At 70.8% G+C, this 23,135-nt stretch carries 18 protein-coding genes; 13 read left to right on the top strand and 5 right to left on the bottom strand.

The annotated features are described in order from the left end of the window. Nucleotides 1–43: 43 nt before the first annotated feature. The gene (locus tag BV453_RS09290) at nucleotides 44–1,471 is read right to left on the bottom strand and encodes a CCA tRNA nucleotidyltransferase (protein WP_085605285.1); all 1,428 of its coding nucleotides are present in this window, start codon (nucleotides 1,469–1,471) and stop codon (nucleotides 44–46) included. A 244-nt stretch (nucleotides 1,472–1,715) separates the two neighbouring features. Here BV453_RS09290 and BV453_RS09285 point away from each other — a divergent pair, with 244 nt between their 5' ends. The 9 genes from BV453_RS09285 (at nucleotide 1,716) to BV453_RS09245 (ending at nucleotide 12,074) form a co-directional block, all read left to right on the top strand. Beyond that, nucleotides 1,716–4,283, top strand: coding sequence for a fibronectin type III domain-containing protein (locus BV453_RS09285; protein WP_249521431.1), 2,568 nt, complete (start codon nucleotides 1,716–1,718; stop codon nucleotides 4,281–4,283). A 142-nt stretch (nucleotides 4,284–4,425) separates the two neighbouring features. Further along, on the top strand, nucleotides 4,426–5,451 hold the full coding sequence (locus BV453_RS09280) for an Lrp/AsnC family transcriptional regulator (protein ID WP_161973054.1): 1,026 nt from the start codon (nucleotides 4,426–4,428) through the stop codon (nucleotides 5,449–5,451). A gap of 115 nt (nucleotides 5,452–5,566) precedes the next feature. Further along, nucleotides 5,567–7,057, top strand: coding sequence for an aldehyde dehydrogenase family protein (locus tag BV453_RS09275; protein ID WP_249521430.1), 1,491 nt, complete (start codon nucleotides 5,567–5,569; stop codon nucleotides 7,055–7,057). Next, on the top strand, nucleotides 7,054–7,812 hold the full coding sequence (locus BV453_RS09270; RefSeq protein ID WP_161973055.1) for a gamma-glutamyl-gamma-aminobutyrate hydrolase family protein: 759 nt from the start codon (nucleotides 7,054–7,056) through the stop codon (nucleotides 7,810–7,812). The genes BV453_RS09275 and BV453_RS09270 overlap by 4 nt, the downstream gene beginning before the upstream one ends. Next, nucleotides 7,809–8,279: a DUF3830 family protein gene (locus BV453_RS09265; RefSeq protein WP_249521429.1), complete on the top strand. Its 471-nt coding sequence runs from the start codon at nucleotides 7,809–7,811 to the stop codon at nucleotides 8,277–8,279. The genes BV453_RS09270 and BV453_RS09265 overlap by 4 nt, the downstream gene beginning before the upstream one ends. Nucleotides 8,280–8,321: 42 nt before the next feature. Further along, nucleotides 8,322–9,404: an ABC transporter substrate-binding protein gene (locus BV453_RS09260; protein WP_249521428.1), complete on the top strand. Its 1,083-nt coding sequence runs from the start codon at nucleotides 8,322–8,324 to the stop codon at nucleotides 9,402–9,404. Then, nucleotides 9,401–10,228: an ABC transporter permease gene (locus BV453_RS09255; RefSeq protein WP_060921346.1), complete on the top strand. Its 828-nt coding sequence runs from the start codon at nucleotides 9,401–9,403 to the stop codon at nucleotides 10,226–10,228. Before BV453_RS09260 ends, BV453_RS09255 begins: the two co-directional genes overlap by 4 nt. Nucleotides 10,229–10,230: 2 nt before the next feature. Continuing rightward, nucleotides 10,231–11,031: an ABC transporter permease gene (locus BV453_RS09250; RefSeq protein WP_249521427.1), complete on the top strand. Its 801-nt coding sequence runs from the start codon at nucleotides 10,231–10,233 to the stop codon at nucleotides 11,029–11,031. After that, nucleotides 11,031–12,074, top strand: a complete 1,044-nt coding sequence (locus tag BV453_RS09245; protein WP_249521426.1) for an ABC transporter ATP-binding protein — start codon at nucleotides 11,031–11,033, stop codon at nucleotides 12,072–12,074. Before BV453_RS09250 ends, BV453_RS09245 begins: the two co-directional genes overlap by 1 nt. Before the next feature lie 109 nt (nucleotides 12,075–12,183). On the opposite strand, the gene BV453_RS09240 is transcribed toward BV453_RS09245, so the two are convergent. After that, entirely contained in the window at nucleotides 12,184–12,882 is a 699-nt protein-coding gene (locus BV453_RS09240) for a PrsW family glutamic-type intramembrane protease (protein ID WP_249521425.1), read from the bottom strand. An 83-nt stretch (nucleotides 12,883–12,965) separates the two neighbouring features. Between BV453_RS09240 and BV453_RS09235 the strand changes: the two genes are divergently transcribed. After that, nucleotides 12,966–14,729 carry an alkaline phosphatase family protein gene (locus BV453_RS09235; protein WP_249521424.1) on the top strand — a complete coding sequence of 588 codons (1,764 nt, stop codon included), beginning with the start codon at nucleotides 12,966–12,968 and terminating at the stop codon, nucleotides 14,727–14,729. Between the two features lie 82 nt (nucleotides 14,730–14,811). Here BV453_RS09235 and BV453_RS09230 read toward each other — a convergent pair whose 3' ends face one another. From BV453_RS09230 to BV453_RS09220, 3 genes are all read right to left on the bottom strand, one after another. After that, nucleotides 14,812–15,462 (bottom strand): dihydrofolate reductase family protein, encoded by a 651-nt coding sequence (locus BV453_RS09230; protein WP_136051235.1) that lies wholly within the window; start codon nucleotides 15,460–15,462, stop codon nucleotides 14,812–14,814. A 97-nt stretch (nucleotides 15,463–15,559) separates the two neighbouring features. After that, complete coding sequence (locus tag BV453_RS09225) at nucleotides 15,560–16,618, bottom strand: LLM class flavin-dependent oxidoreductase (protein ID WP_060921339.1); 1,059 nt, start codon at nucleotides 16,616–16,618, stop codon at nucleotides 15,560–15,562. A 28-nt stretch (nucleotides 16,619–16,646) separates the two neighbouring features. Next, nucleotides 16,647–18,155, bottom strand: a complete 1,509-nt coding sequence (locus tag BV453_RS09220; RefSeq protein WP_374209029.1) for a class I SAM-dependent methyltransferase — start codon at nucleotides 18,153–18,155, stop codon at nucleotides 16,647–16,649. A gap of 96 nt (nucleotides 18,156–18,251) precedes the next feature. On the opposite strand from BV453_RS09220, the gene BV453_RS09215 reads away from it, so the two are divergent. The 3 genes from BV453_RS09215 (at nucleotide 18,252) to trxB (ending at nucleotide 23,110) form a co-directional block, all read left to right on the top strand. Continuing rightward, a complete protein-coding gene (locus tag BV453_RS09215) occupies nucleotides 18,252–20,447 on the top strand; it encodes a DUF6049 family protein (RefSeq protein WP_249521422.1) in 2,196 nt (731 codons plus the stop codon). Then, the gene (gene murJ / locus BV453_RS09210; protein ID WP_249521421.1) at nucleotides 20,440–22,056 is read left to right on the top strand and encodes a murein biosynthesis integral membrane protein MurJ; all 1,617 of its coding nucleotides are present in this window, start codon (nucleotides 20,440–20,442) and stop codon (nucleotides 22,054–22,056) included. The genes BV453_RS09215 and murJ overlap by 8 nt, the downstream gene beginning before the upstream one ends. Before the next feature lie 79 nt (nucleotides 22,057–22,135). Next, nucleotides 22,136–23,110, top strand: coding sequence for a thioredoxin-disulfide reductase (gene trxB / locus BV453_RS09205; RefSeq protein ID WP_249521420.1), 975 nt, complete (start codon nucleotides 22,136–22,138; stop codon nucleotides 23,108–23,110). The last annotated feature ends 25 nt before the right edge of the window (nucleotides 23,111–23,135 follow it).

The raw sequence follows: 23,135 nt of genomic DNA, 5'->3' as shown, positions 1-23,135 counted from the left end.
CGCAGGGGACCGGGAGGCACGCAAGGGGGTGGGTCGGCAGAAGTCAGCCGCGCGAAGCCCACCACTCGCGGAGACGCTGCTCCGCGACGTCGTCGCCCAGCACGCCCTCATCGAGGCGCAGATCGAGGAGGAACCGGTACGCCTCGCCGACCTCCCGGCCCGGAGAGATGCCGAGGACCTCCTGGATGCGGTTGCCGTCGAGCTCCGGACGGATCGCGTCGAGCTCCTCCTGCTCGCGAAGAGCCGCGATCCGGGACTCGATGTCGTCGTAGGCGGCGGCGAGCCGAGCGGCCTTGCGCTTGTTCCGCGTGGTGACGTCGGCGCGCGTGAGGATGTGCAGCCGCTCCAGCAGGTCCCCGGCATCGCGGACGTAGCGACGCACGGCGGCATCCGTCCACGCCCCCTCCGCATAGCCGAAGAACCGCAGATGCAGCTCGATCAGGGTCGCGACGGCGTCCGTGGTCGCCGAGTCGAAGCGCAGGGCCTGCAGCCGCTTGCGGGCCATCCGGGCGCCGACGACGTCGTGGTGGTGGAACGTGACCGCGCCACCCGGCTCGAGCTTGCGCGTGCGGGGCTTGCCGATGTCGTGGAGCAGAGCCGCGATCCGCAGCGGCACGTCCGGAGCGGCCCCGGGGTTCCTGGCGTGCTCGAGCGCGATGGCCTGACGGAGCACCGTGAGCGAGTGCTCGTAGACGTCCTTGTGGTGGTGGTGCTCGTCGACCTCGAGCTTGAGGGCGCTGACCTCGGGGAGGAACTCCTCGATGAGTCCGGTCTCCACCAGCACCCGGATGCCGCGGACGGGGTCGTCGGTCTGCATGAGGCGCACGAGCTCGGACTGCACGCGCTCCGGGCTCACGATCGTCAGGGTCTCGCGGAGCTCGGTGATCGCCCGCTCCGTGTCCTCCTCCACCGTGAAGCCGAGCTGCGCGCTGAACCGGGCGGCGCGCAGCATCCGGAGCGGGTCGTCGCCGAACGACACCCGGGGATCCGCGGGTGTCCGCAGCACGCCCGCCACGAGGTCCTCGACCCCGCCGGTCGGGTCGACGAGCTTCACCGCGGGCACCTGGAGGGCCATCGCGTTGACCGTGAAGTCGCGGCGGACGAGGTCGCCGTCGATCGAGTCGCCGAACTCCACGGTGGGCTTGCGCGTCACGCCGTCGTAGCTGTCGGCGCGATAGGTGGTGATCTCGACCTGCTCGCCCCGCACCCGGGCGCCGATGGTCCCGAAGGCCCGGCCGATGTCCCAGTGCGCGGAGGCGACCGGCTTCACGATCGCGAGGATCTCGTCCGGCGAGGCGCTCGTCGTGAAGTCGAGGTCGTGCGTCTCGCGGCCGAGCAGCGCATCGCGGACCGGACCGCCGACGACGGCGAGCTCGAAACCGGCTTCGTCGAAGGCCTCCGCGAGGGTACGGACGACGGGATTCTCGGCGAGCGCGCCGAGACGGGCGAGGCCGTCGGCCATGTTGAGCATGGGTTCCAGCGTACCGGCCCGCTTTCCACCCCTTCCGGACCGGGCACGACTTCGGAGCTTCCGGCCGACGCGCCGGCTCCGAGCCGGTACCCCCGGCGTGTCTCGGGCGATCTCCGAAGCTGTGCCCGCCCGCGAGCGCGTTCACCTCCCCGTCGCCTCGATGTCAGACCGCGGTCATCCGGCTCCGCTGGGCTGGGGGCGCCCCGTGCGGCTGAGCACGGACACCCACCCACGAAGGACAGACATGACCTCCCCCACCCCTGCGGTGCGGTGGCGGCGTCGCGGACTGACGTCCGTCGCGCTGCTCGCCGTGCTCGGCGGCGCCGTCGTCGCCCCCGCGGCCCTCGCCGCGCCCGATCCCGAGGTGCCCACCGGATCGCTCGTCACCGGCGACACCCCCTGGCACTACCTCGACGACGGCTCCGACCCGTCCCCCGCCCCGGCCGCACTGCGCGACTGGACCCTGCCGGCCTACGACGACAGCGCGTGGAAGACCGCACCGGGCTCGTTCGGCGCCAAGGGCGGGAAGCTCGCCCCCGTCGGCCCGCAGACGCCGAAGACGCTCCTCAACCACTACCTCGACGGCACCGCGGCCCCGACCGTGCCCACCTACTTCTTCCGGACCACGTTCGAACTCGAAGCCGGCGTCGCCGAGCAGGTCGCCGCTCTGCAGAGCACCATCACCTACGACGACGCCATCATCGTCTGGATCAACGGCGAGGAGGTCGCCCGCTACGTCGACGGCCGCATCACCGACACCACCAACGTCGAGTACGCCGGCGACTCCAACGGCGACCCGCTGACCAGCACGTTCAGCGCCGAGGGCGACCTGCTCCGTGACGGCACGAACACGATCGCCGTGTCGCTGTTCCAGGACCGCGCGTCCAGCTCCGACATCTACTTCGACATGTCATCGCTCACCCTCGTGAAGGCCTCCGACCCCGGCACGCCCGTGGTCGCCCCGCCGACCCGCGTCATCCTCACCCCGACCGAGAAGCCGGAGGTGTCGCAGTCGTTCTCCTGGCTCGCCGGCGACGCCTCGCACACGGTCGGCCAGGTCGAGATCGGCCTCGCGACCGGTGGTGCCACCCGCACGGTCGACGCGTACGACGCCGGTGTCGTGAACGGCAACCCGAACAAGCACTTCTCGGCCACGGTCACCGACCTCACCCCCGCCACGGCGTACCGCTACCGGGTGGGTCTCCCCGGGAGCTGGAGCGACTGGTACGAGTTCCGCACCGCCGACCCGAAGGCGAGCGACTTCCAGTTCATCTACTACGGCGACGCCCAGATCGGTCTCGACACCACATGGCCGAGCGTCGTGAAGCAGGCCGAGGCGAACGCGCCGCGATCCATCGGCTCCGTGCACGCCGGCGATCTCATCAACACCTCCAGCAACGAGAACGAGTGGCTGAACTGGTTCCGGGGCATGAAGGACTCGGCGGTCCGCACCAACGTCATGGCCGCCCCCGGCAACCACGAGTACTCCGGCGACAAGCTGCTCACGGCGTGGAAGGCCGCGTTCGAGTACCCGCACAACAACCCGTCGACGAGCTCGATCGGCGAACTCGCGAACCTCGCGAAGGGCGACTCCGAGGTCGCGCAGCAGTACCGCGCGTTCTTCGACCACTGGAGCTCGTTCGCCGCCGAGACCGCGTACTACACCGACTACCAGGGCGTCCGTTTCATCACCCTGAACGCGACCCGCGACACGACCTTCCTCACCCCGGCCGGGCTCCCGTCCTGCACGGGGGCGGAGTGCCCGTCGTCCCAGATCGGCACCCTGTGGACGCGCTTCCAGGCCGCCTGGCTCGACCTGCTGCTGCAGAACAGCCCGTCGAAGTGGAACGTCGTCACGTTCCACCAGCCGGTCTTCTCCGCCTCGGCCGGTCGTGACGAGCCGGTGCTCCGCGCCGAGTGGCTGCCCGTCTTCCAGCGCAACGACATCGATCTCGTGCTCATGGGCCACGACCACACGTACGCCCGCGGCTACGTGAACACGGATGCGACCGAGACTCCGGGCCTCACCACCGGCCCGGTCTACGTCGTGTCGAACTCCGGCGCGAAGCACTACGACCTGGAGACGCCGGAGAAGAACGTCTGGACCAACAACGGCGCCACGCAGGTGCTGCGCGGTCAGGGCGTGACGACGTACCAGGTGATCGACGTCTCGAAGAACCAGCTCGTCTATCGGTCGTACCTCGCCGAGAAGCAGCCGGACGCCACGACCGACCTCCCCGTCGGCGCCGTCTACGACACGTTCACGGTGACCAAGTCGGATGCTGGTGAGAAGTGGGTCACCGAGGCCGGTGTCACCCCGCCGGTCACGGAGGAGCCGGAGCCGGAGAAGCCCGCGACGGTCGAGCTGGGCGCGTCCTCGGTCGCGGCCGGCGGCGCGCTCGCGGTGTCCGGAAGCGGCTTCGCGGCCGGCGCGGAGCTCGCCCTCGAGCTGCGGTCCGACCCGGTCGCGCTCGGTACGGTCACGGTCGCGGCCGACGGCACGTTCTCGCGCACCGTCACCATCCCCGCGGCCACCCCGGCGGGGACGCACACACTCGCCGTGATCCTCCCCGACGGCACCGAGGTGACGGCCTCCCTCACCGTGACCGCAGCGGCTGACGGCGACGGCGGCGCGATCGTCCCCGGTGAGAGCGACTCGGGCGGCGCGACCGACGGCGACCTCGCGACGACCGGTGCGGACAGCACGCCGTTCGTCATCGGCGCCATCGTGCTGCTCGCCGCCGGCCTCGGTCTGTTCGCGCTGCGTCGCCGTCGTGCGACCGCGGTCGTCGAGACGACGGACGCCGGGTAACCCGGTCGCCTGTCCCTCCGCGGGCGCCGCCGGTCCTCCGGCGGCGCCCGTGCCGTCTCTCCCGGCTCTCGCCTCGGACCATGCACCGGTCCCCTCCGGGTCTGGGATAACCTTCACGTGCCCGACCCGCGAAGGAGAACCCGTGCCCGCGAACGATGCCCTGGCCGATGAGACCGATCGGATCGTCGCGGCGGCCCTGCAGGTGAACGGCCGCGCGTCCTGGGGCGAGATCGCCCGCGTGGTCGACCTCCCGGAGCGGACGGTCGCCCGCCGCGGACAGCGTCTCCTGGACCGCGGGCTCGTGCGCGTCTCGACCTACGTCGACCCCGCGCGCGTGCTCCATGCGCGCGCCGTCCTGTTCCGGATCACGACCGAACCGCATGCGCTCTGGCACGTCGCCCGCACCCTCGCCCGTCGTGCCGACGCGTCGTCCGTGTCGGTCCTCGAGGGCAGCAGCGACATCGCCGGCATGCTCCTCCCCCACGACGACGCATCGATCCGCGAGCTGCTCTTCACCGACTTCCCCGAGGTGGAGGGCATCGCGTCGATCAACGTCACCACGGTGCTGAAGTTCTTCCGCTCCGGACACGACTGGCGGGTGGGCGTGCTGTCCGACGAGCAGGTGCACATGCTGGACGAGTCCTCGGGATCCGAGGTCGACCCGGCGGACGCTTTGAGCGAGGACGAGGAAGCGCTGATCCGGCTCCTGCTGAAGGACGGACGGATGCCCGTGGCGCAGCTCGCCCGCGCGCTCGGACTGAACGTCACCACGACGCGTCGACGGATGGAGTCCCTCAACCGCCGCGGTCTCATGCACCCCCGCACGGAGATCGTCCCGAGCCTCTTCGGCCTCGGGCTGGAGGCACTCGTGTGGCTGCGGGTGCCGATGGATCGGCTGGAGAAGGTGGGATCCGCCCTCGCCGCCGCCCCCGAGGTGAAGTTCATCGTCGCGACGACCGGCACGTCGCAGCTCCTCATGAACGTGCTCGTGCGCGACGCGGACGAGTTCTACGACTTCCTCACCGGTCCCGCAGTGGCGGGCCACGACGGGCTGGAGGTCGTGGAGTCGCTCGTCGTCATCACGCCGGTGCTCCGCGGGTCGCTGATCGTGGACGAGGCGCCGGCGGCGCTGGCGCAGGACATGCCGACGGGAGCCATCCGTTTGTAGGCCGATTCTGTTACGGACGTGTAAAGAAATGGCGGGATCGTTCGCATTGCCTTGACGCAATGGCGAAATAGAGCGAGTATCCCTTCCAGGGCCTTCACCCCTGGAGAGGACGACCGTGTTCACGGCAACTGGAGACGACTGGGCGGACCGCGCGGCGGCGCTGTCGCTGCACACCCGCATGTTCATCGACGGCTCCTGGGAGGACGGGGCCGCCGAGCCCCTCGCACCGATCAGCCCCCGCGACGGCCGGGCACTGCCTCCGATCGCGGCCGCCTCCGCCGCCGACATCGACCGCGCGGTCCGCTCCGCCCGTGCCGCATTCGACGCGGGCGTCTGGTCGCGCATCGCCCCGCGCGAGCGCGGCCAGCGCCTGATCGCCTTCGCGCAGCGCATCCACGACAACGCCGAGGAGCTGGCCCTCACGATCTCGCTCGAGATGGGCAAGCCGGTGCGAGAGGCGCTCCAGACGGAGTTGCGCGCGGTCGTGAACTGCTTCCGCTGGTACGGCGAGGCCGCAGACAAGGTGCTCGACGAGCTCCCCGTCACCGCCCCGAACAGCCTTGCGCTCGTCACCCGCGAACCGGCCGGCGTCGTCGCCGCGGTCGTGCCGTGGAACTTCCCGCTCACGATGACGGCCTGGAAGCTCGCCCCCGCTCTCGCCGTCGGCAACAGCGTCGTCCTCAAGCCCGCCGAGCACACCACCTTCTCCGCCCTGCGCCTGGCCGAGCTCGCCCACGAGGCCGGCCTCCCGGCCGGCGTGCTGAACGTCACCCCCGGCGCCGGCCACGTCGCCGGCCGCGCACTCGGCGAGCACCCCGATGTCGACGTCGTCACGTTCACGGGCTCGCCCGAGGTCGGCCGCCGGTTCCTCGGATACGCCGCGGCGTCGAACGGCAAGCGCGTGTGGCCGGAGCTCGGCGGCAAGACGGCGAGCCTCGTGCTCCCGGACGCCGATCTGGAGCGGGCGGTCCGGGCCACGGCCGACGGCTGCTTCTACAACCAGGGGCAGATGTGCACGGCCTCGTCCCGGCTGCTCGTCCCCCGCGCGCACTACGACAGGGCCCTGGAGATCGCCGCCGAGGTCGCCCGCACGAGCCTTCCCGCAGACCCGTTCGACGTGTCCACGTCGATGGGGGCGATCGTCAGCGAGAAGCAGCTCGCCGGGATCGCGGGGTTCGTCGAGCGTGCGGTGGCCGACGGCGCCGAGCTCGCGGCCGGCAGCACCGAACGGTTCTCCGCCGTCGACGGCGGCAGCTACTTCGCCCCCGTCGTGCTCGGCGTGACCCCCGCGCACGAGGTGGCGCAGCGCGAGGTCTTCGGCCCCGTGCTGTCGGTCATCGCGTACGACGACGTCGAGGACGCCCTCGCCATCGCCAACGGCACCGAGTACGGCCTCGCCGCCGCGCTGTGGAGCACCGACCTCAACGCCGTGCACACCCTCTCCCGCCGACTGCGGGCGGGTGTCGTCTGGGTCAACTGCTTCGAGGAGGGCGACATGACCATCCCCTTCGGCGGGGTCAAGGGCTCCGGCTTCGGGCGCGACAAGAGTCTGCACGCGATGGAGAAGTTCACCGACCTGAAGACCACGTGGATCGAGCTGTCGTGACCCGCCCGCTCATCGGCATCACCACCTGGCGCCGCGCCATCGACACCGACCTCGGCACGGGCCGCCCCGCGCACAGCCTCGGCACCGAGTACGCCACGCCGATCGAGGCCGCCGGCGGCGCCGTCGTGCTGCTGCCGCCGACCGCCGGTGTCGACGAGGTCCTCGATCGGCTCGACGGGCTGGTGCTCTCCGGCGGGGAGGATCTGCACCCCTCGCACTACGGCGCCGAGCCCCAGGACGGTAAGTCCTACGACTCGGCCCGCGACGGCTACGAGATCGCGCTCGCCCTCGGCGCCCGGGAACGCGGCCTGCCGGTGCTGGCGATCTGCCGCGGGCTCCAGGTCTGCACCGTCGCGTTCGGCGGCTCCCTCATCGTCGACATCCCCGCCACGGCCGACCATCACCCGGTGCGAGGAGCAGACGAGCAGCTCTCCGCCCGGCACGCCGTCGCGTTCGCGGAGGACAGCAGGCTCGCCGCGCTCTACGGGACGACGACGAGGACCGTCAACACCATCCATCACCAGTCCGTCGACACCCCCGCCCCCGGGCTGCGCCCCGTCGCCTGGGCTCCTGACGGCATCGTCGAAGCCGTCGAGTCGGACGACGACTGGGCCTTCTGGGCGGTGCAGTGGCACCCCGAGAAGATGACAGCCCCCGAAGAGGCCGCCGAGGAGCGCCCGCTGTTCGCGGCGTTCGTCGCGGCCGCCCGTGAACGCGCAGCGGAACCGTCCGCTGGCCAGAAAGGAACACGATGACCAAGCAGGTCTTCCTCGAGTACGAGAACGGCGTCCGCGCCGTCGCCACCCTGTTCGAGGACCTCGCCCCTCGCACGTGCGAGGCGATGTGGGGCGCGCTGGAGAAGCCGGTCACGATGCAGGCGATGCACGCGATGTACGCCGGACCCGAGGTCATGGTCGGTCTTCCCGAGCAGGCCCAGAACTTCGACCCCGAGGCCGTGCCCGCGGAGAACCAGCAGGTCGTGCCCGCACCGGGTGACCTGCAGTGGTACTGGCAGCGCCCCATGCAGATGGGCGGACTGCCGTTCGAGTGGTACGAGATCGGAGTCTTCTACGATCGTGGTGCCCGTATTCTCGGCCCCCTCGGATGGACACCCGTCAACATCTGGGCCGGCATCACCGAAGGACTCGCGGAGTTCGCTCAGGAGAGCGCCGCGATCCGCATCGACGGAGCGAAGCAGCTCACCATCGGACGCCTGGTCTAGGCGTCCACCCCCCGTGCTGGACCCATCCCGAAGGAGCAGTGCATGAACACCCGCAGAATCCTCACCGCCGGCGCGCTCGTCGCCACCGGTGCCCTCGTCCTCGCCGGCTGCGCGTCCGGCGACGGCGAGTCCTCGTCCGGTGGTGACAAAGAGTTCGCCGGCGAGACCCTGGTCGTCACGTCGTTCGGCGGAGACTGGGAGAAGGCCTTCATCGAGGCCGTCGTCGACCCGTTCGAGGAGGAGACCGGAGCGAAGGTCGAGCTGATCACCCTGTACAGCGCCGACGCCCTCGCCCAGGTCACCGCCCAGAAGGCGAGCCCGCAGATCGATGTCGTGCACTTCTCTGGCGGGCAGGAGTTCACCGCCGCCGAGCAGGGCCTCATCGCCCCGATCGCCGCCGACGACCTGTCCGCAGCGGGGGACCTCGTCGACATCGCGACCGCCGGCCTCGAGCGCGGCGAGGGTCCGGTCATCCAGCTCGCGCCCATCGGGCTCGTCTACAACACCGAGGCCGACGCCCCGGCGCCGACGTCCTGGGAAGACCTCTTCGACGACGCCTACGCCGGTCACGTCGCCCTGACGGACTTCTCGAACACCTACGGGGTGCTGTCGATGCTGCGCGTGGCCGACGCCCTCGGGGGTGGCATCGAGGACCCGTCCGCGGCCATCGCCGACCTCGGGGCGCTGGCGTCCTCGGACGACGCGATCGTCGTCCCCACCTCGCCGGACCTGCAGACCGCCTTCGCCCAGCGCGGCACCTGGCTGGCGCCGTACGCGATGGACTACGCGGGCACCCTGCAGGACGCGGGTCTGCCCGTCGAGTTCATCGTCCCGGAGGAGGGCGCCACCGCGTCGCTCATCACGGCGAACGTCGTCGCGGGCCGGGACAACCCCGAGCTGGCGACGCTGTTCATCGACTACGAGCTGCGCCCCGAAGCGCAGGCCGTCTTCGCGGAGAACATGCGCTACTCCCCCGTCAACACGAAGGCCGAGCTGTCGGACGAGGCGGCCGAGGCCGTGCTCACCGGCGACGAGCTCGACGACGTCGTGGTCTACGCCCCGGGCGACATCGCCGCGTCGCGTCAGGCGTGGACCGATGAGTGGAATGCGCTGATCACCAAATGAGCGTCCGAACCCGTAAGGAGCCCTGGCTCCTGCTCCTGCCGGCGATCGTGCTGCTCGCGCTCGCCTTCGTCACCCCGGTGGCCGGCATGCTGCTCATGAGCGTGCAATCGCCGGCAGGCGGGTTCACCCTCGACAACTTCACCCGCTTGTTCGCGAGCGAGTATCACCTCCAGGCGGCGCTGCGATCGCTCCGCCTGGGGGTGATCCAGACGGTGATCACCCTCGTCATCGCCGTCCCGCTGTCGTACATCATGGCGCGCGCCGGCTCGAAGGTGCGCTCCTTCCTCCTCATCGTGGTGATCCTGCCGCTGATGACGAGCGTCGTCGTCCGCACCTTCGGCTGGGTGGTGCTCATGGGGCCGTCCGGCCTGATGATGCAGATCCCCGGCGCGGAGTTCCTCGTCGGCGGCACCCAGGGATTCCTCGGTACCGAGACCGGCGTCGTGATCGCCATGGTGCAGGTGCTGCTGCCGTTCGCCGTGCTCAGCATCCTCGGCGTCATCTCCGGCATCCGTCCGCAGCTGGAGGAGGCCTCTCGCACCCTCGGCGCCGGATTCTGGCGCACGCTGCGGCACGTCGTGCTGCCGCTGTCGGTGCCCGGCATCGTCGCCGGTGCCTCCCTGGTGTTCGTGCTCTCGGTGAGCTCCTTCATCACCCCCCGCTTCATCGGCGGCTCGCAGATCCCCGTGTTCGCACAGACGATCTACGTCGACGCGACCACCAACCTCGACTGGGCGTTCGCGGCGGCGCAGGCCGTGCTGCTGTTCGCGGGCGTGATGCTCGTGCTCGCGGCCACGTCCCGGCTCGGGAAGCAGAAGGTGTGACCATGGTCCGTTCCGTCCCGATCCTCGGCCGTATCCTCGCGATCCTCCTCGGCGTCATCGTGACGCTGTACATGCTCGTCCCGTTGCTCGTCGTCGCCGGCGCCTCGGTGGGCGAGAACCGGTTCCTCACGTTCCCCGGACAGGGCTTCACGCTCGACTGGTACGTGGAGGCCCTCACCTCCGACACCTATCTGGAGCCGTTCCGTCTGAGCCTCGTGGTGGGTGTGACGGTCGCGATCCTCGCCGCCGCCATCGGCACCGCGGCCGCCCTCGCGCTGACGCGGTTCCGCGTTCCGGGAGGCCCCTCGATCCAGGCGCTGCTGATGTCGCCGCTGACGATCCCCACGATCATCCTCGCGATCGGCGCCCTCTCCATCGCCTCGCTCACGATCGGGTCCCCGAACGTGGGCGTGCTCATCGCGATCCACGTGGTCATCGCGATCCCCTACGTCATGCGCACCGTGACCGGCGTGATGACCCGTGCCGACCACTTCACGGAGGAGGCCGCGCGCACCCTCGGCGCCGGCACCTGGAACCGCTACCGGCTCGTGGTGCTGCCCATTGCGCGTCCGGGCATCGCGGCCGGAGCGTTCTTCGCCTTCAACATCTCGTTCGACGATGCGGTCATCGCCCTCTTCCTGCGCACCCCGCAGCTGGAGACCCTGCCCATCGCCATCTACGGCCAGCTGGAGTTCAGCACGTCGCCCACCGTGGCGGCCGTCTCGACCCTGATGGTCCTGCTCACCGTCGTCCTCATGATCGTCCTCGAACGCATCATCGGCCTGGGAAGGTTGTTCGTCTGATGACAACGCTCACCATCACTGCACTCACCAAGGACTTCAAGGGGACGAAGGTGCTCAAGGGCATCGACCTCTCGATGCGGTCCGGCGAGTTCGTCTCGCTCCTCGGGCCTTCGGGCTGCGGGAAGACGACGCTGCTCCGCTGCATCGCCGGGCTCGAGTCGCCGACGAGCGGCACGATCGAGATCGCGGGGCAGGACGTCACGAAGCTGCCGCCCGAGAAGCGTCACCTCGGCATGATGTTCCAGAGCTATGCGCTCTTCCCGCACATGAGCGTCGCCGAGAACGTGCGCTTCGGGCTGCGGATGTCGGGCGAGAAGTCGAAGACGGAGCAGAAGGAGCTCGCCGTCCGGGCGCTGGAGCGTGTGCAGATGGGCCACCTCGCCGATCGCATGCCCGCGCAGCTCTCCGGCGGACAGCAGCAGCGCGTGGCCCTGGCCCGCGCCATCGCGTTCGAGCCGCGCGTGCTCCTGCTCGACGAGCCGCTGTCGAACCTCGATGCGCGTCTGCGCGAGGACATGCAGGTCGAGCTCAAGGAACTGCACCGCACGCTCGGTCTCACGACCGTGTTCGTCACGCACGACCAGGAGGAGGCGATGAGCCTCTCCGACCGCATCGTGCTCATGAACGGCGGGATCATCGAACAGGAGGGCGCGCCGGCGGAGCTGTACAGCGCCCCGCTCACGCCCTTCGCCGCCGACTTCATCGGTGCCGCGAACCTCCTTCCCGCCACGCGCTCCGGCGCGATCGCGACCCTCGACGGCACCGCCGTGCAGGTCCCGCTCACCGGCGCCGGGCCGGACGGCTCCGGCGAGGTCGTGCTCCGGCAGGAGGATCTGCATCTGTCGCCCGCGGCGGGTCCGGGTGCCCCCGTCCCGGTCGAGGTCATCGCGCACGTCTACCGCGGCGCCGACGTCGTCTACATCGTCGAGCTCGCGGGGCGCCGCCTCCGCGTGGTCCGTCCCCGGCACGAGGACCCGCTCCCCGAGGGCGCGGCCGGTCTCGGCTGGCGTGACGGCGCCGTCCTCTGGATCCCCGCCGCCTGAGCCACCCCGCGCACAGCTTCGGAGATCAGCCCCGACACGCCGTGCGGCCACCCCGCACGGCGGCGTGTCGGCCGCGATCTCCGAAGCTGTGCCCGTCCGACCGGGCAGCTCAGACCCGGCGGGTCAGCACGAGACGGAGGGTCACGGCGAGGATCGTCGACACCACGATCCAGCCGAAGGCCGGGCCCAGCGCCATGAAGAACGAGGCCTGGTCTGTGGCGCCGGCCACGTTCCCGTGGTTGATCGCGCCGTGGGCCCCGATCGCCACGAGGAGTCCGGCGAGCGCGAGGAGCGGGCGCGACCAGGCGCGTCGGGCGTCGAGAGCGAGACCGAGCGCCGCGCCGGTCCAGATGGTGAGCGCGGCATGGGTGGGGAAGGTCAGGGTACGGACGATCCAGGTCGCGATGCCGGAGCCGAGATCGTTCGCCGCGATGTCCGCCGCGATCGCGGAGGCACCCTCCACCGCTGCGAAACCGACGCCGACCAGGGCCCCGACCATCGCGCCGAAGAGCACGCCACGCAGCCCGATCCGCCGTGCGAGCAGAAGGATGAGCAGCACCCCGAGGCCCTTCCCCACCTCCTCCACGACGGGCGTCAGCACCCACATCGTGGGCATCGCCTCCCGGAGGATGCCCTGATCGTCCACGTACATCGCCTGCTCGGCAGACCACGCGCCGATCCCGGTGGCGAGGAGCACGGCCGCGCCGGCGCCCCAGGCCACGGCGAGCAGCGAGGACGTCCACGACCGCGCACCCCGCGGAGCGATCCAGCGGGCGACGAACGTCGGAGGGACGACCGCGGAATGCACTCCCCGATCCTTCCAGACCCGTTCCGCGACATTCCTGGGACACCGGAATGCTGCACGGGCTCGCACGGTCATAGGATCGCGGCATGGTCGACGACGACAAACCCTCCGGCGCCTCTCCCCGCGACCCCTCCCGGCGCGGATTCCTCACCGTGGGCGGTGCCGCCCTGGCCGGAGCGGTGATCGGGGGCGCGGGAGGAGCGGCGATCGGGGCCTCCGTTGCCGGGGCCGGAGGCCGGGACGGCTTCGCCGACGATCCGGATCCGTTCGCCGCACTCGCGCCCCGCTCGGAGCCCGGCTTCGATCACGTGGTCGTGGTGATGGGCGAGAACCGCTCCTTCGACAACCTCCTCGGCTACCTCTACACGGCCGAGACGCTGCCGGCGGGCGAGACCTTCGAAGGTCTCGCGTTCGGCACCCACAGCAACACCGCCCCGGACGGCACGGTGGTGGAGGCGCACGTCTACCGGGGGGACACGGATCGCATCATGAGCCTCCCCGATCCGGACCCGGGTGAGGAGTACCCGCACGTCAACACGCAGATCTTCGGCACCGTCGATCCGAAGACCAACGCCGACCTGTTCGTCGACGAGATGACCACGCCCTTCAACGCCCCCACCCACGGGGAGAAGGCGACGATGTCCGGGTTCCTCGAGGACTACATCATCAACTTCCGCCGACTGCGCGACGGGAAGGAGCCGAGCCTGGACGAAGCGCGGCACATCATGGGCTCGTTCTCGCCGGAGATGCTCCCGGTGCTCTCCACCCTCGCCGCCGAGTTCGCCGTGTTCGACCACTGGTACGCCGGAGTGCCCTCCCAGACCTTCTGCAACCGCTCCTTCTTCCACGCCTCGACCTCGCACGGCTTCGTGACGAATCAGGGTGGCGGCGGCTACCGGAAGTGGCTCGACGCCCCGGCCGCACCGACGGTGTTCAACCGCCTGGAAGACCGCAAGGTGAGCTGGCGGATCTACATCGACAAGCTCCAGCTGGTCTCCTTCACGGGGATGCTGCATGCGGCGGTGCTCGAGAAGTACTGGCGCACGGACCATTTCGGCACGATGGAGGACTTCTACGCCGACGCGAAGAACGGCACCCTCCCGGCCTACGCGTTCATCGAACCCCGGATGGTCTACGACCACAACGACTTCCATCCGCCGTTCGGGAAGCCGCGGGAGAGCGTGGTCGACGGCGAGCCCGTGTTCGACAGCGCCATCTCCGATGTGCGGGCGGGCGATCGGCTCATCCACGACATCTACGAGGCCGTGCGCACGAGCGCGACGCCCGGCGGCTCGAACGCCGTGAACACCCTGCTGCTCATCACCTTCGACGAGCACGGCGGCTGTTACGACCATGTGCCGCCGCCCGCGGCCACGAAACCCACGAAGGACGCCGGCGCCGGGGAGATGGGTTTCACGTTCGACCGGCTCGGCTGTCGTGTCCCGGCGATCGCGGTGTCGGCGTACACGCGGCGCGGCACGATCATCCACGACGAGATGCACCACGGATCGGTCACGGCCACGCTGTCGCGCCTGCACGGCCTGGAGCCGCTGAACGACCGGGACCAATCGGCCAACACGCTGCTCAACGTCGTGAACCTCGACAAGCCGCGGCACCCGGCCGACTGGCCCGTCACCACACCCGCGTACACCCCGCCGAACCCCGAAGACGGCACCCCGCAGCCGAACGAGGCCGATCACCTCAAGCCGCTCACGCCTCCCGCCCGCGGCCTGCTCGGGCTCCTCCTCGCCCGCTACGGCGCGCCGGGCGAGAAGGAACCGGAGACCTTCGCCGACGCGTTCCGGCTCCTCCACGAGCACGGCGAGGAGCTGTTCGGCCCTCCGCTCTGACGCCGCACTTCCGCACGAGGTCGCAGAGCTTCCGGGAATCCCCCGCGACCCCGGTGCGATTCCGCGACCGTGTGCCGGCGCCTCAGCCCTCGCGGGAGAACGTGATGTGGGTCACTCCGGACTCCGCGACCTCGGACGTCACGCGATAGCCGGCCTCGAGGCCGCGCAGGTCATCCCAGAGTCGGATGCCGCTGCCGGTGAGGATGGGGGTGATGCCCACGTGCAGGTCGTCGACGAGCCCCGCGCGCAGGAACTCCCGGACCGTGGTCGCCCCGCCGCCGACGCGCACGTCACGTCCTCCGGCCACCGCCACGGCTTCCCGCAGCGCCTCCTCCGGGGTCGCGGAGAGGAAGCGGAAGCTCGTGCCGTTCGCGAACTCGATCGATGGGCGCGGAGTATGCGTGAGGACGAACACCGGCACCTCGAACGGCGGCTCCTCGCCCCACCAGCCGCGCCACTCCGGGTCGTCCGGGTTCGCGTGGAGCCCGAACATCCCGGCGCCCATGATCTCGGCGCCGATGCCCTGGAAGTACTGCGCCGCGTACTTCTCGTCCACCCCGGTGGTGCCCGCGCCGCTCGTGTCGTGGAAGACGCGCTCCTGGAAGGTGCGGGTCGCCGTGTAGGCCGCGGTGAGTCGTCCCCAGTCCTCGCCGAAGGGGTTCTCCGGGGTCTGATCGGTCGTCGTGGCGAAGCCGTCGAGGGTGATGTTGAGGTCGACGCGCACGCGGGTCATGGTGCCTCCGAAGCGGTGGGGACGGGCGCCGGTCGGCGCGCCGTCCCCAGCGTCGGGCGTCCCGCGGCCCCTGTCAAGAGCGGACCGCCGTGCCGGATCAGGCCACGGGGTCGCCCTGGACCGGACCCTCCGTGTTGGGCTTCCACCCGAGGGCCGGCGCCACGTGCTCCGCGAACGCCTCGAGCACATGCAGGTTGTACTCCGGCCCGAGCTGGTTCGGGATGGTCAGCATGAGGGTGTCCGCGGCCATGACGGCCTCGTCCTGCCGGAGCTGCTCGATGAGCACATCGGGCTCCGCGGCGTAGGTCTTGCCGAACGTGGAGCGGAACCCGTCGATGATGCCGATCTGGTCGGCGTTCTCCTCGCTGCGCAGCCCGAAGTAGGCGCGGTCCATATCCGACACGAGCGGGAACACGCTGCGGCTGACCGAGACGCGCGGCGACCCGGTGTGGCCGGCCTCGCGGTAGGCGGAGCGGAAGAGCTCGATCTGCTCGCGCTGCAGCTCGTGGAACGGCTGACCCGTGGCCTCCGTGACGAGCGTCGAGCTCATCATGTTGAGCCCCTGGCGTCCGGTCTCCTCGGCCGTGGCGCGCGAACCCGAGCCCCACCAGATGTGGTCGCGCAGCGTGGGCGACTGCGGCTCGATCGCGAGGTACTGTCCCGCGCCCACCATGCGGGGGTCGCCGGGGGCGAGTCGCTCGCCGTCGATGGCCCGCAGGAAGATCTCGAACTTCTCCCGTGCGAGCACGCTGCCGCGCTCCGGGTCCTCCTCGTCGCGGAAGCCGAAGGTCTCGTAGCCGCGCAGCGCCGTCTCGGGTGACCCACGGCTCACGCCGAGCGCGATCCGGCCGTCCGCGATGAGGTCGAGTGCGGCCGCCTCCTCCGCGAACTGGAACGGGTTCTCGTAGCGCATGTCGATCACGCCGGTGCCGACCTCGATCCGCTCGGTGCGCGCGGCCATGGCCGTCAGCAGCGGCATCGGGGACGCCGCCTGGCGGGCCCAATGGTGCACGCGGACGTAGGCGCCGTTGACGCCGAGCTCGTCCGCGCCCTCCGCGATCTCGATGGTCTGCTTCAGCATGTCGCCTGCGGTGCGGGTCGCCGAGCCGGGCACGTCGGCATAGTGACCGAACGAGAGGAATCCGAAAGCCTTCATGGTGTATTCGAACGCATGGAAGCCGGGACTATTCCCCCGGGAGGAGGAAGCCGTCGAGCACGAGTCCCCGGATGCGCGGCTCGAGCTCCGCCCACAGCTGCGGGAAGGGCACCTCGAAGAGGTCGGCAAGGGCGGGGGCGATCTGCAGAACCTGGAGCTCCCCGTCGCAGGCGCCGACGAACCCGGCGAGCGCGGGATCCACCGCGACGGTCCGCGCGAATCCGCCGCCCTGACGCAGCTCGATCACGCTCGGGTCGTCGTTGCCGGGAAGCAGGTGGCGCGCCTCCGTCACGTCAGGGGCCACGACGAGGGTGTCCGGCAGTCCCTCGGCGAGCGCATCGTGGGCCGCCAGGCCGAGAGCGAGCGCCGCCCCCACGTTCGCCACGGGCTGCGAGACACGCTCCGACCGCCGCAGCGGCTCGCCCTGCCCCCGGCGGAGCAGCATATAGCCGAAGCCGATCGCGGTCACACCCCGCGCCGCGAAGTCGTCGAGCCACGCGGTGAGCAGCGGAGTGAACGCGGCGTCGCGCGGCGTGATGCCGCCGTCCCTGATCCAGAGCTCGGCGTACGCGAGGGGCGACAGCTCCTCCCGCTCCACCACCCACAGGTCGAGGTCGGCGGGCACCCACGCGTCCAGCCGGGCAAGGCCCGTGATCCCCGTGCGGGACTCCCAGTTGCCGAGAAGCTGCGCGATGCCGCCCGGGGTGAGGTGGGCCGGTGCCGTGCGCACGAACTGCTCGACGAGCGCGTCGCCGACCAGACCGCCGTCGCGGTAGTCGTAGGCGGGCACCCCCTCCGTGCGCGGGGTGATCACGAACGGCGGGTTCGAGACGATGAGATCGAACGCCTCCCCGGCGACCGGCTCGAACATGCTGCCGTGGCGGAACTCGATGTTCGTGACCCCGTTGAGCTGCGCGTTCAGCGCTGCGTAGGCGAGAGCCCGGCGGGAGACATCGGTGGCGACGACCCGGCCGGCTCGCCGCGCGACAAGGAGCGCCTGGATGCCGCAGCCCGTGCCCAGGTCGAGGGCACGATCCACCGCGAGCGGCACGACGGTCTCGGCGAGCGTGCGCGAGGCCCCGCCCACACCGAGGACGTGGTCGGCGGGCAGCGGACCGTCGAGGGCGACCTCGTCCAGGTCGCTGGCGATCCACCACTCCCCGACACCGTCCTCGTCGACGAACGACTGCGGGCGCAGCAGCGCGACCGGGATGACGGAGTCGGCGTCGACCGTCGCCAGCCCCAGGGCCTCCAGACCGTCCACGCCGAGGGTGGGCAGAGCGCGCTCCACCGCCGCGCGGGGCTGCGGAAGCCCGAGCACCAGGAGACGTCCGAGGGTCGCGAGCACGCCCTCGTCCCCGGCGATCGCCCGCAGGATGGGTTCGCGCAGGCCGCGGGCGAGGGCATCGTCCGCCTCCTCTCCCCAGAGGCGACGCAGGGGCTCGGATCGGAGGTCGGCGGCGTCGAGATCCGCGGCGAACGCGGCACTGCGGAGCGGGTCGGGATGGGGGGCGGGGGTGTCGGACACGGCCGTCACTCTACGCGTCTTCAGGGTTCTCCTCCCTCCGGCCTCCTAGAATCGCAGGGTCAGTACTCACGATCCGCCTCCTCCCGGCGTTCGAGGAAGACCTTCATGACCGCGATCACTCCCGAGACGGGCCTCCGCGCGCGCGTGCGCCGGCTCGCGGCGTTCGTGGTCGCCGCCGGCGTCTGCGCCCTGGGGGTCGGCGGACCGGCGATGGCGGCCGATCAGCCCCCCGCGGACGACGACCAGCGGGTGGAGCTGCATGTCACGGCCGGCCTGCGCGGCACCGTCGCGCCGGGCACGTCGACCTCGGCGGTGATCACGATCGACAACGAGACCGCGTCGGAGCTCTCCACGGGCCGGGTCGAGGTCGAGCTCGGCAGCACGCCGCTCGGCGACGATGCCGCCGTCACGGACTGGCTGGACGAGGGGCGTGCTGCCGGTTCGTTCCTCCCGCTCGGCGACGAGGCCACGAAGACGGCCGAGGCCGGAGGATCCGCGACCACGACGGTGTTCGTGCCGCAGGAGACGCTCGAGCCCCTCGCGCCCGGCGTGTACCCGCTGCGGGCCGTCCTGAGCGATGCCCGCACGAAGGACACCGCGGGGCAGCGCACCACCACCTGGGATGCGACCGCGACGAGCGTCCTCGTCGTCACCTCCGCGCCGACCAGTCCGATCGGGGTGCTCGTCCCGATCACCGCGACTCCGGCCGGCGGAGCCCTGCTGAGCGCGGAGGAGCTCACCGACCTCACCGCCCCCGACGGCGACCTCACCGCACAGCTCGACGGCGTGGCGGGGACGACGGCCGTGCTCGCACTCGATCCCGCCATCCCCGCCGCCATCCGCGCCCTCGGCACGGCCGCCCCCTCGACGGCCACGGACTGGCTGGAGAGGCTCGACGAGCTCCCCAACGCCCGTTTCGCCCTGCAGTTCGGCGACGCCGACCTCACCGTGCAGGCCCAGGCCGGTCTCCCGGATGCCCTGGCGCCACTCCCGCTGACCTCCCTGCTCGACCCCGCCGCCTTCCCGCAGCAGCGCGCCGTCACGCCCACGAGCACGCCCGGGACCGCGGCGGTACCGTCTCCCACGCCGACCGACGGCCCCGCGCTGCCCACCGATGAGGAGCTGGCGGAGATCGACGGGGCCATCCCGGGGATCGTCTGGCCCGAGAGCGACCTCGCGCAGGGCGACCTCGCCGCCTTCTCCGGGTACCTGGACCGGAAGACGACGACGGTGGTGTCGTCGACGACGGTCGGTGGGCAGAGTTCCGCCCACGCGACGTCGGGCGGCCAGGACCTGCTCGTCATCGACGCCGCCACGTCCGCCGCGCTGTCGGCCGCCGCGGCCGAATCCTCCTCCGCCCCGCGTCAGGCGCACCTGGCCGAGGCCGCGGCGCGGCTGTTCCTCGCGGGTGCCCGTGCCCCCGGTGCCCCGCTCCTCGTGGGGCTGGATCGCGACGAGAACCGCTCGGCCGACGCGCTCCGCGACGCGATCTCGGCGGCGGACTCCGTCGGATTCGAGCTCTCCGCGGTGCGCGCGGCCCCTGCCGCCTCCGTCACTGTCCCGGATGCCGCTGCGGCCACCAGGGCCCCTGACCTCGCGAACCTGCTCACGGACGAGGGCGCCCTCACCGCGTTCGCCACCGTCCTCGACGACCCCCTCGTGCTGCTGAGCCCGGAGCGCATCCGGATCCTGCGCACGATCGCGGTCGGCTCGTCCGATGAGGCCTTCGCAGAGAAGGTCGCGGCCCATCGAGCCCGCACCACCGAGACGCTCGGCGCGGTCAGCATCCCCGACTCCAGCACCATCCAGCTGCTCACGGCCAACGCCGACCTGCCGATCGCGGTGCGCAACGACCTCCCCTGGCCCGTGACCGTGCGGCTGTTCGCGGCTCCCAGCGATCCGCGCCTCGAGGTGAAGCCCGTGATCGACGTCGAGGTGCAGGCGAACTCGACGACCAGGGCGAAGGTGCCCGTCTCCGCCCGGGTGGGCAGCGGCGAGCTCGATCTGCGTCTCGCGCTGACCAGCCCGACGGGAGTGCCGATCCAGTCGGAGCAGACCGTCCGCGTGGCGGTGCGGGCAGAGTGGGAGACCATCGGGCTCGTCATCTTCGGCGGCCTGGCCGTGCTGCTCATCGCTCTCGGCGTCGTCCGCACGGTGCGTCGGAAGCGCCGGGAGGCGATCGAGGAGCAGGCGGTCGAGGCAGCCGTCGAGGAACTGATCGAGGAGAAGGAGGCGGAGGCCGCGGTGCAGGAGCGTCTCGACGGCCCTGATGCCCCTTCCGCGAAGGAGTCGCGTGACTAGTCTCGGGCGCGCCAGCGCCATCATCGGCGCGGGCACCCTGGTCTCCCGCGTGACCGGGCTGCTGCGCAGCATCATCCTCGTGGCGGTGATCGGCTCGTTCGGGTCGGGTCCTGCCGACGCGTTCGCCGCGGCCAACACCCTGCCGAACAGCGTCTTCTCCCTCATCTCCGTCGGGATCCTCACCGCGGTCATCGTGCCGCAGATCGTCAAGGCCACGGCTGACGCCGACGGGGGAAACACCTTCATCTCGAAGCTCTTCACCCTCGGCACCGTCGTCCTGGTCGCCGTCACGGCGGTGGCCACGATCGCAGCACCCTGGCTCGTGCAGATCGTGGCCGGCGGGTTCTCGCCCGCGACCCAAGCGCTCGCGACCGCCCTCGCCTACTGGTGCCTGCCGCAGATCCTGTTCTATGGCCTCTACGCGCTGCTGGGCGAGGCTCTGAACGCGCGGCGAATCTTCGGGCCGTTCACCTGGGCCCCCGTCGTCAACAACATCGTCTCCATCATCGGGTTCCTCATCCTCGGGTGGGTCTTCGCACCGGTCTCCCGGAACTCCGCCGAGTGGACCCCGGAGATGATCGCCACTCTCGGCGGCACGGCGACCATCGGCATCGCCGTGCAGGCGCTCATCCTGCTCCTGTTCTGGAGGCGGACGGGCCTCTCCCTCCGTCCGGACTTCCAGTGGCGAGGGGTCGGCCTCGGCAACGTGGGGAAGCTCGCGGGATGGACGTTCCTGATGGCATTCGCCTCCCTGGCTGCGGGCGTGCTCCAGGGCAACATCGTCAGCAACGCGTCCGGCACCGGGGCGTCCCTCGCCGTGACCACGAACGCGTGGCTCATCTTCATGCTGCCGTACTCCGTCATCGTCCTGTCGATCGGAACCCCGTACTTCACGCAGATCAGCGAGCACGCCGCCGCAGGTCGCGATGACGAGGTCCGGGGGGACATCTCGCGAAGCATCCGCACTCTGCTCTTCTTCATCGTCGCCGCCGTCGCCGCCGTCGCCGCCGCGGCCATCCCCGCCTCCCGCGTCTTCACCGAGAGCCCCTCGGATGCCGAGGGCGCGGCCATCGTCCTCCTCTGCTATCTGATCAGCCTCATCCCGCTCACGATCCTGTTCATCGTCCAGCGCACCTTCTACGCCTACGACGACACGCGCACGCCCTTCTGGTTCACGATCTTCCAGTGCACGTTGATCGTCGTGACCGCGCTGGGCGCCGCCGCGCTCCTGTCCGCAGAGGTCATCGCCCTGACCCAGCTGGCTGCCGCTGTGGCTCTCGGCCAGTCCATCGCCAGCACGCTGCAGACGATCGTGGCGACCTGGCTGCTGCATCGCAAGATCGGCGGGCTGGGCGTCCTCTCGTGGATGCGTGCCCTGGCGCTCTTCGCGATCGCCGCGATCCCGGCCGGTCTCGCCGGCTGGGGCACCTTCCTCCTCCTCGGCGGGACGACGGGATGGGCGACGTCCGGAGTCATTCCCGGCACCCTGGCGACGGCCGTCATCGGCCTCGTCGTCGTGCTCGTCTACGTCGCGATCCTCGCGGTCTTCGGCGCCCCGGAGCTGAAGGCCGCCGGCGGCCTCGTCCGCCGCTTCCTTCCCGGCCGCTGACGCGGGAATGCCCCGCGGTTACCATGGGTTGAAGCAGTCGGACGTCTTTCGACGGCACCGCCTTTCTAACGGAGATCACATGCGTCAGGTCATCATCATCGGCTCCGGCCCCGCCGGATTCACCGCTGCCATCTACGCGGCGCGCGCGAACCTGGAGCCGCTCCTCATCGCGAGCTCCGTCGAGGTCGGCGGAGAGCTCATGAACACGACCGAGGTGGAGAACTACCCCGGCTTCCCGGAGGGCATCCAGGGCCCCGAGCTCATGGCCAAGTTCCAGGAGCAGGCCGAGAAGTTCGGCACCGAGGTGCTCTACGACGACGTCACCGAGCTCGACGTCGCCGGTCCCGTCAAGAAGGTCACCCTCGGTTCGGGCGTCACCCACGAGGCGAAGACCATCATCTACGCGACGGGTTCCGCCTACCGCAAGCTCGGCATCGAGGGCGAGGAGCGTCTCTCCGGCTTCGGCGTCTCCTGGTGCGCCACCTGCGACGGCTTCTTCTTCCGTCAGAAGACGATCGCCGTCGTCGGCGGCGGTGACTCGGCGATGGAGGAGGCCACCTTCCTCACGCGCTTCGCGGACAAGGTGTACGTCATCCACCGCAAGGACACCCTGCGGGCCTCGAAGATCATGCAGGAGCGCGCCTTCGCGAACGAGAAGATCGAGTTCGTGTGGAACAGCGAGGTCGTGGAGATCCTCGGCGACAACGCCGTCTCGGGCGTGCAGCTGCGTTCCACGGAGGACGGCTCGCTGCGCGACCTGCCCCTCGACGGCCTCTTCATCGCCATCGGCAACGACCCGCGCACCCACCTCGTCCACGAGAAGCTCGAGCTCACGCCCGAGGGGACGATCTGGGTCGACGGTCGCTCCTCGCGCACGTCGGTTCCCGGAGTCTTCGCCGCCGGCGACGTCATCGACCCCACCTACCGCCAGGCCATCACCGCCGCCGGCACGGGAACGATCGCGGCCCTCGACGCCGAGCACTTCCTCGCCGACCTGGAGGACTCCTCCGTCGAGGTCCCCGCGGCCGAGGCCGCTGAGGTCATCACGGCCTGACCACGGCCGGGAACACTTTCCCCCC

Source organism: Microbacterium sp. ER1 (assembly GCF_023383675.1).
Classification (GTDB): Bacteria; Actinomycetota; Actinomycetes; order Actinomycetales; family Microbacteriaceae; genus Microbacterium.
Note: the sequence above shows the minus strand (reverse complement) of the source record. Positions and strands in the feature narration are given on the sequence as shown.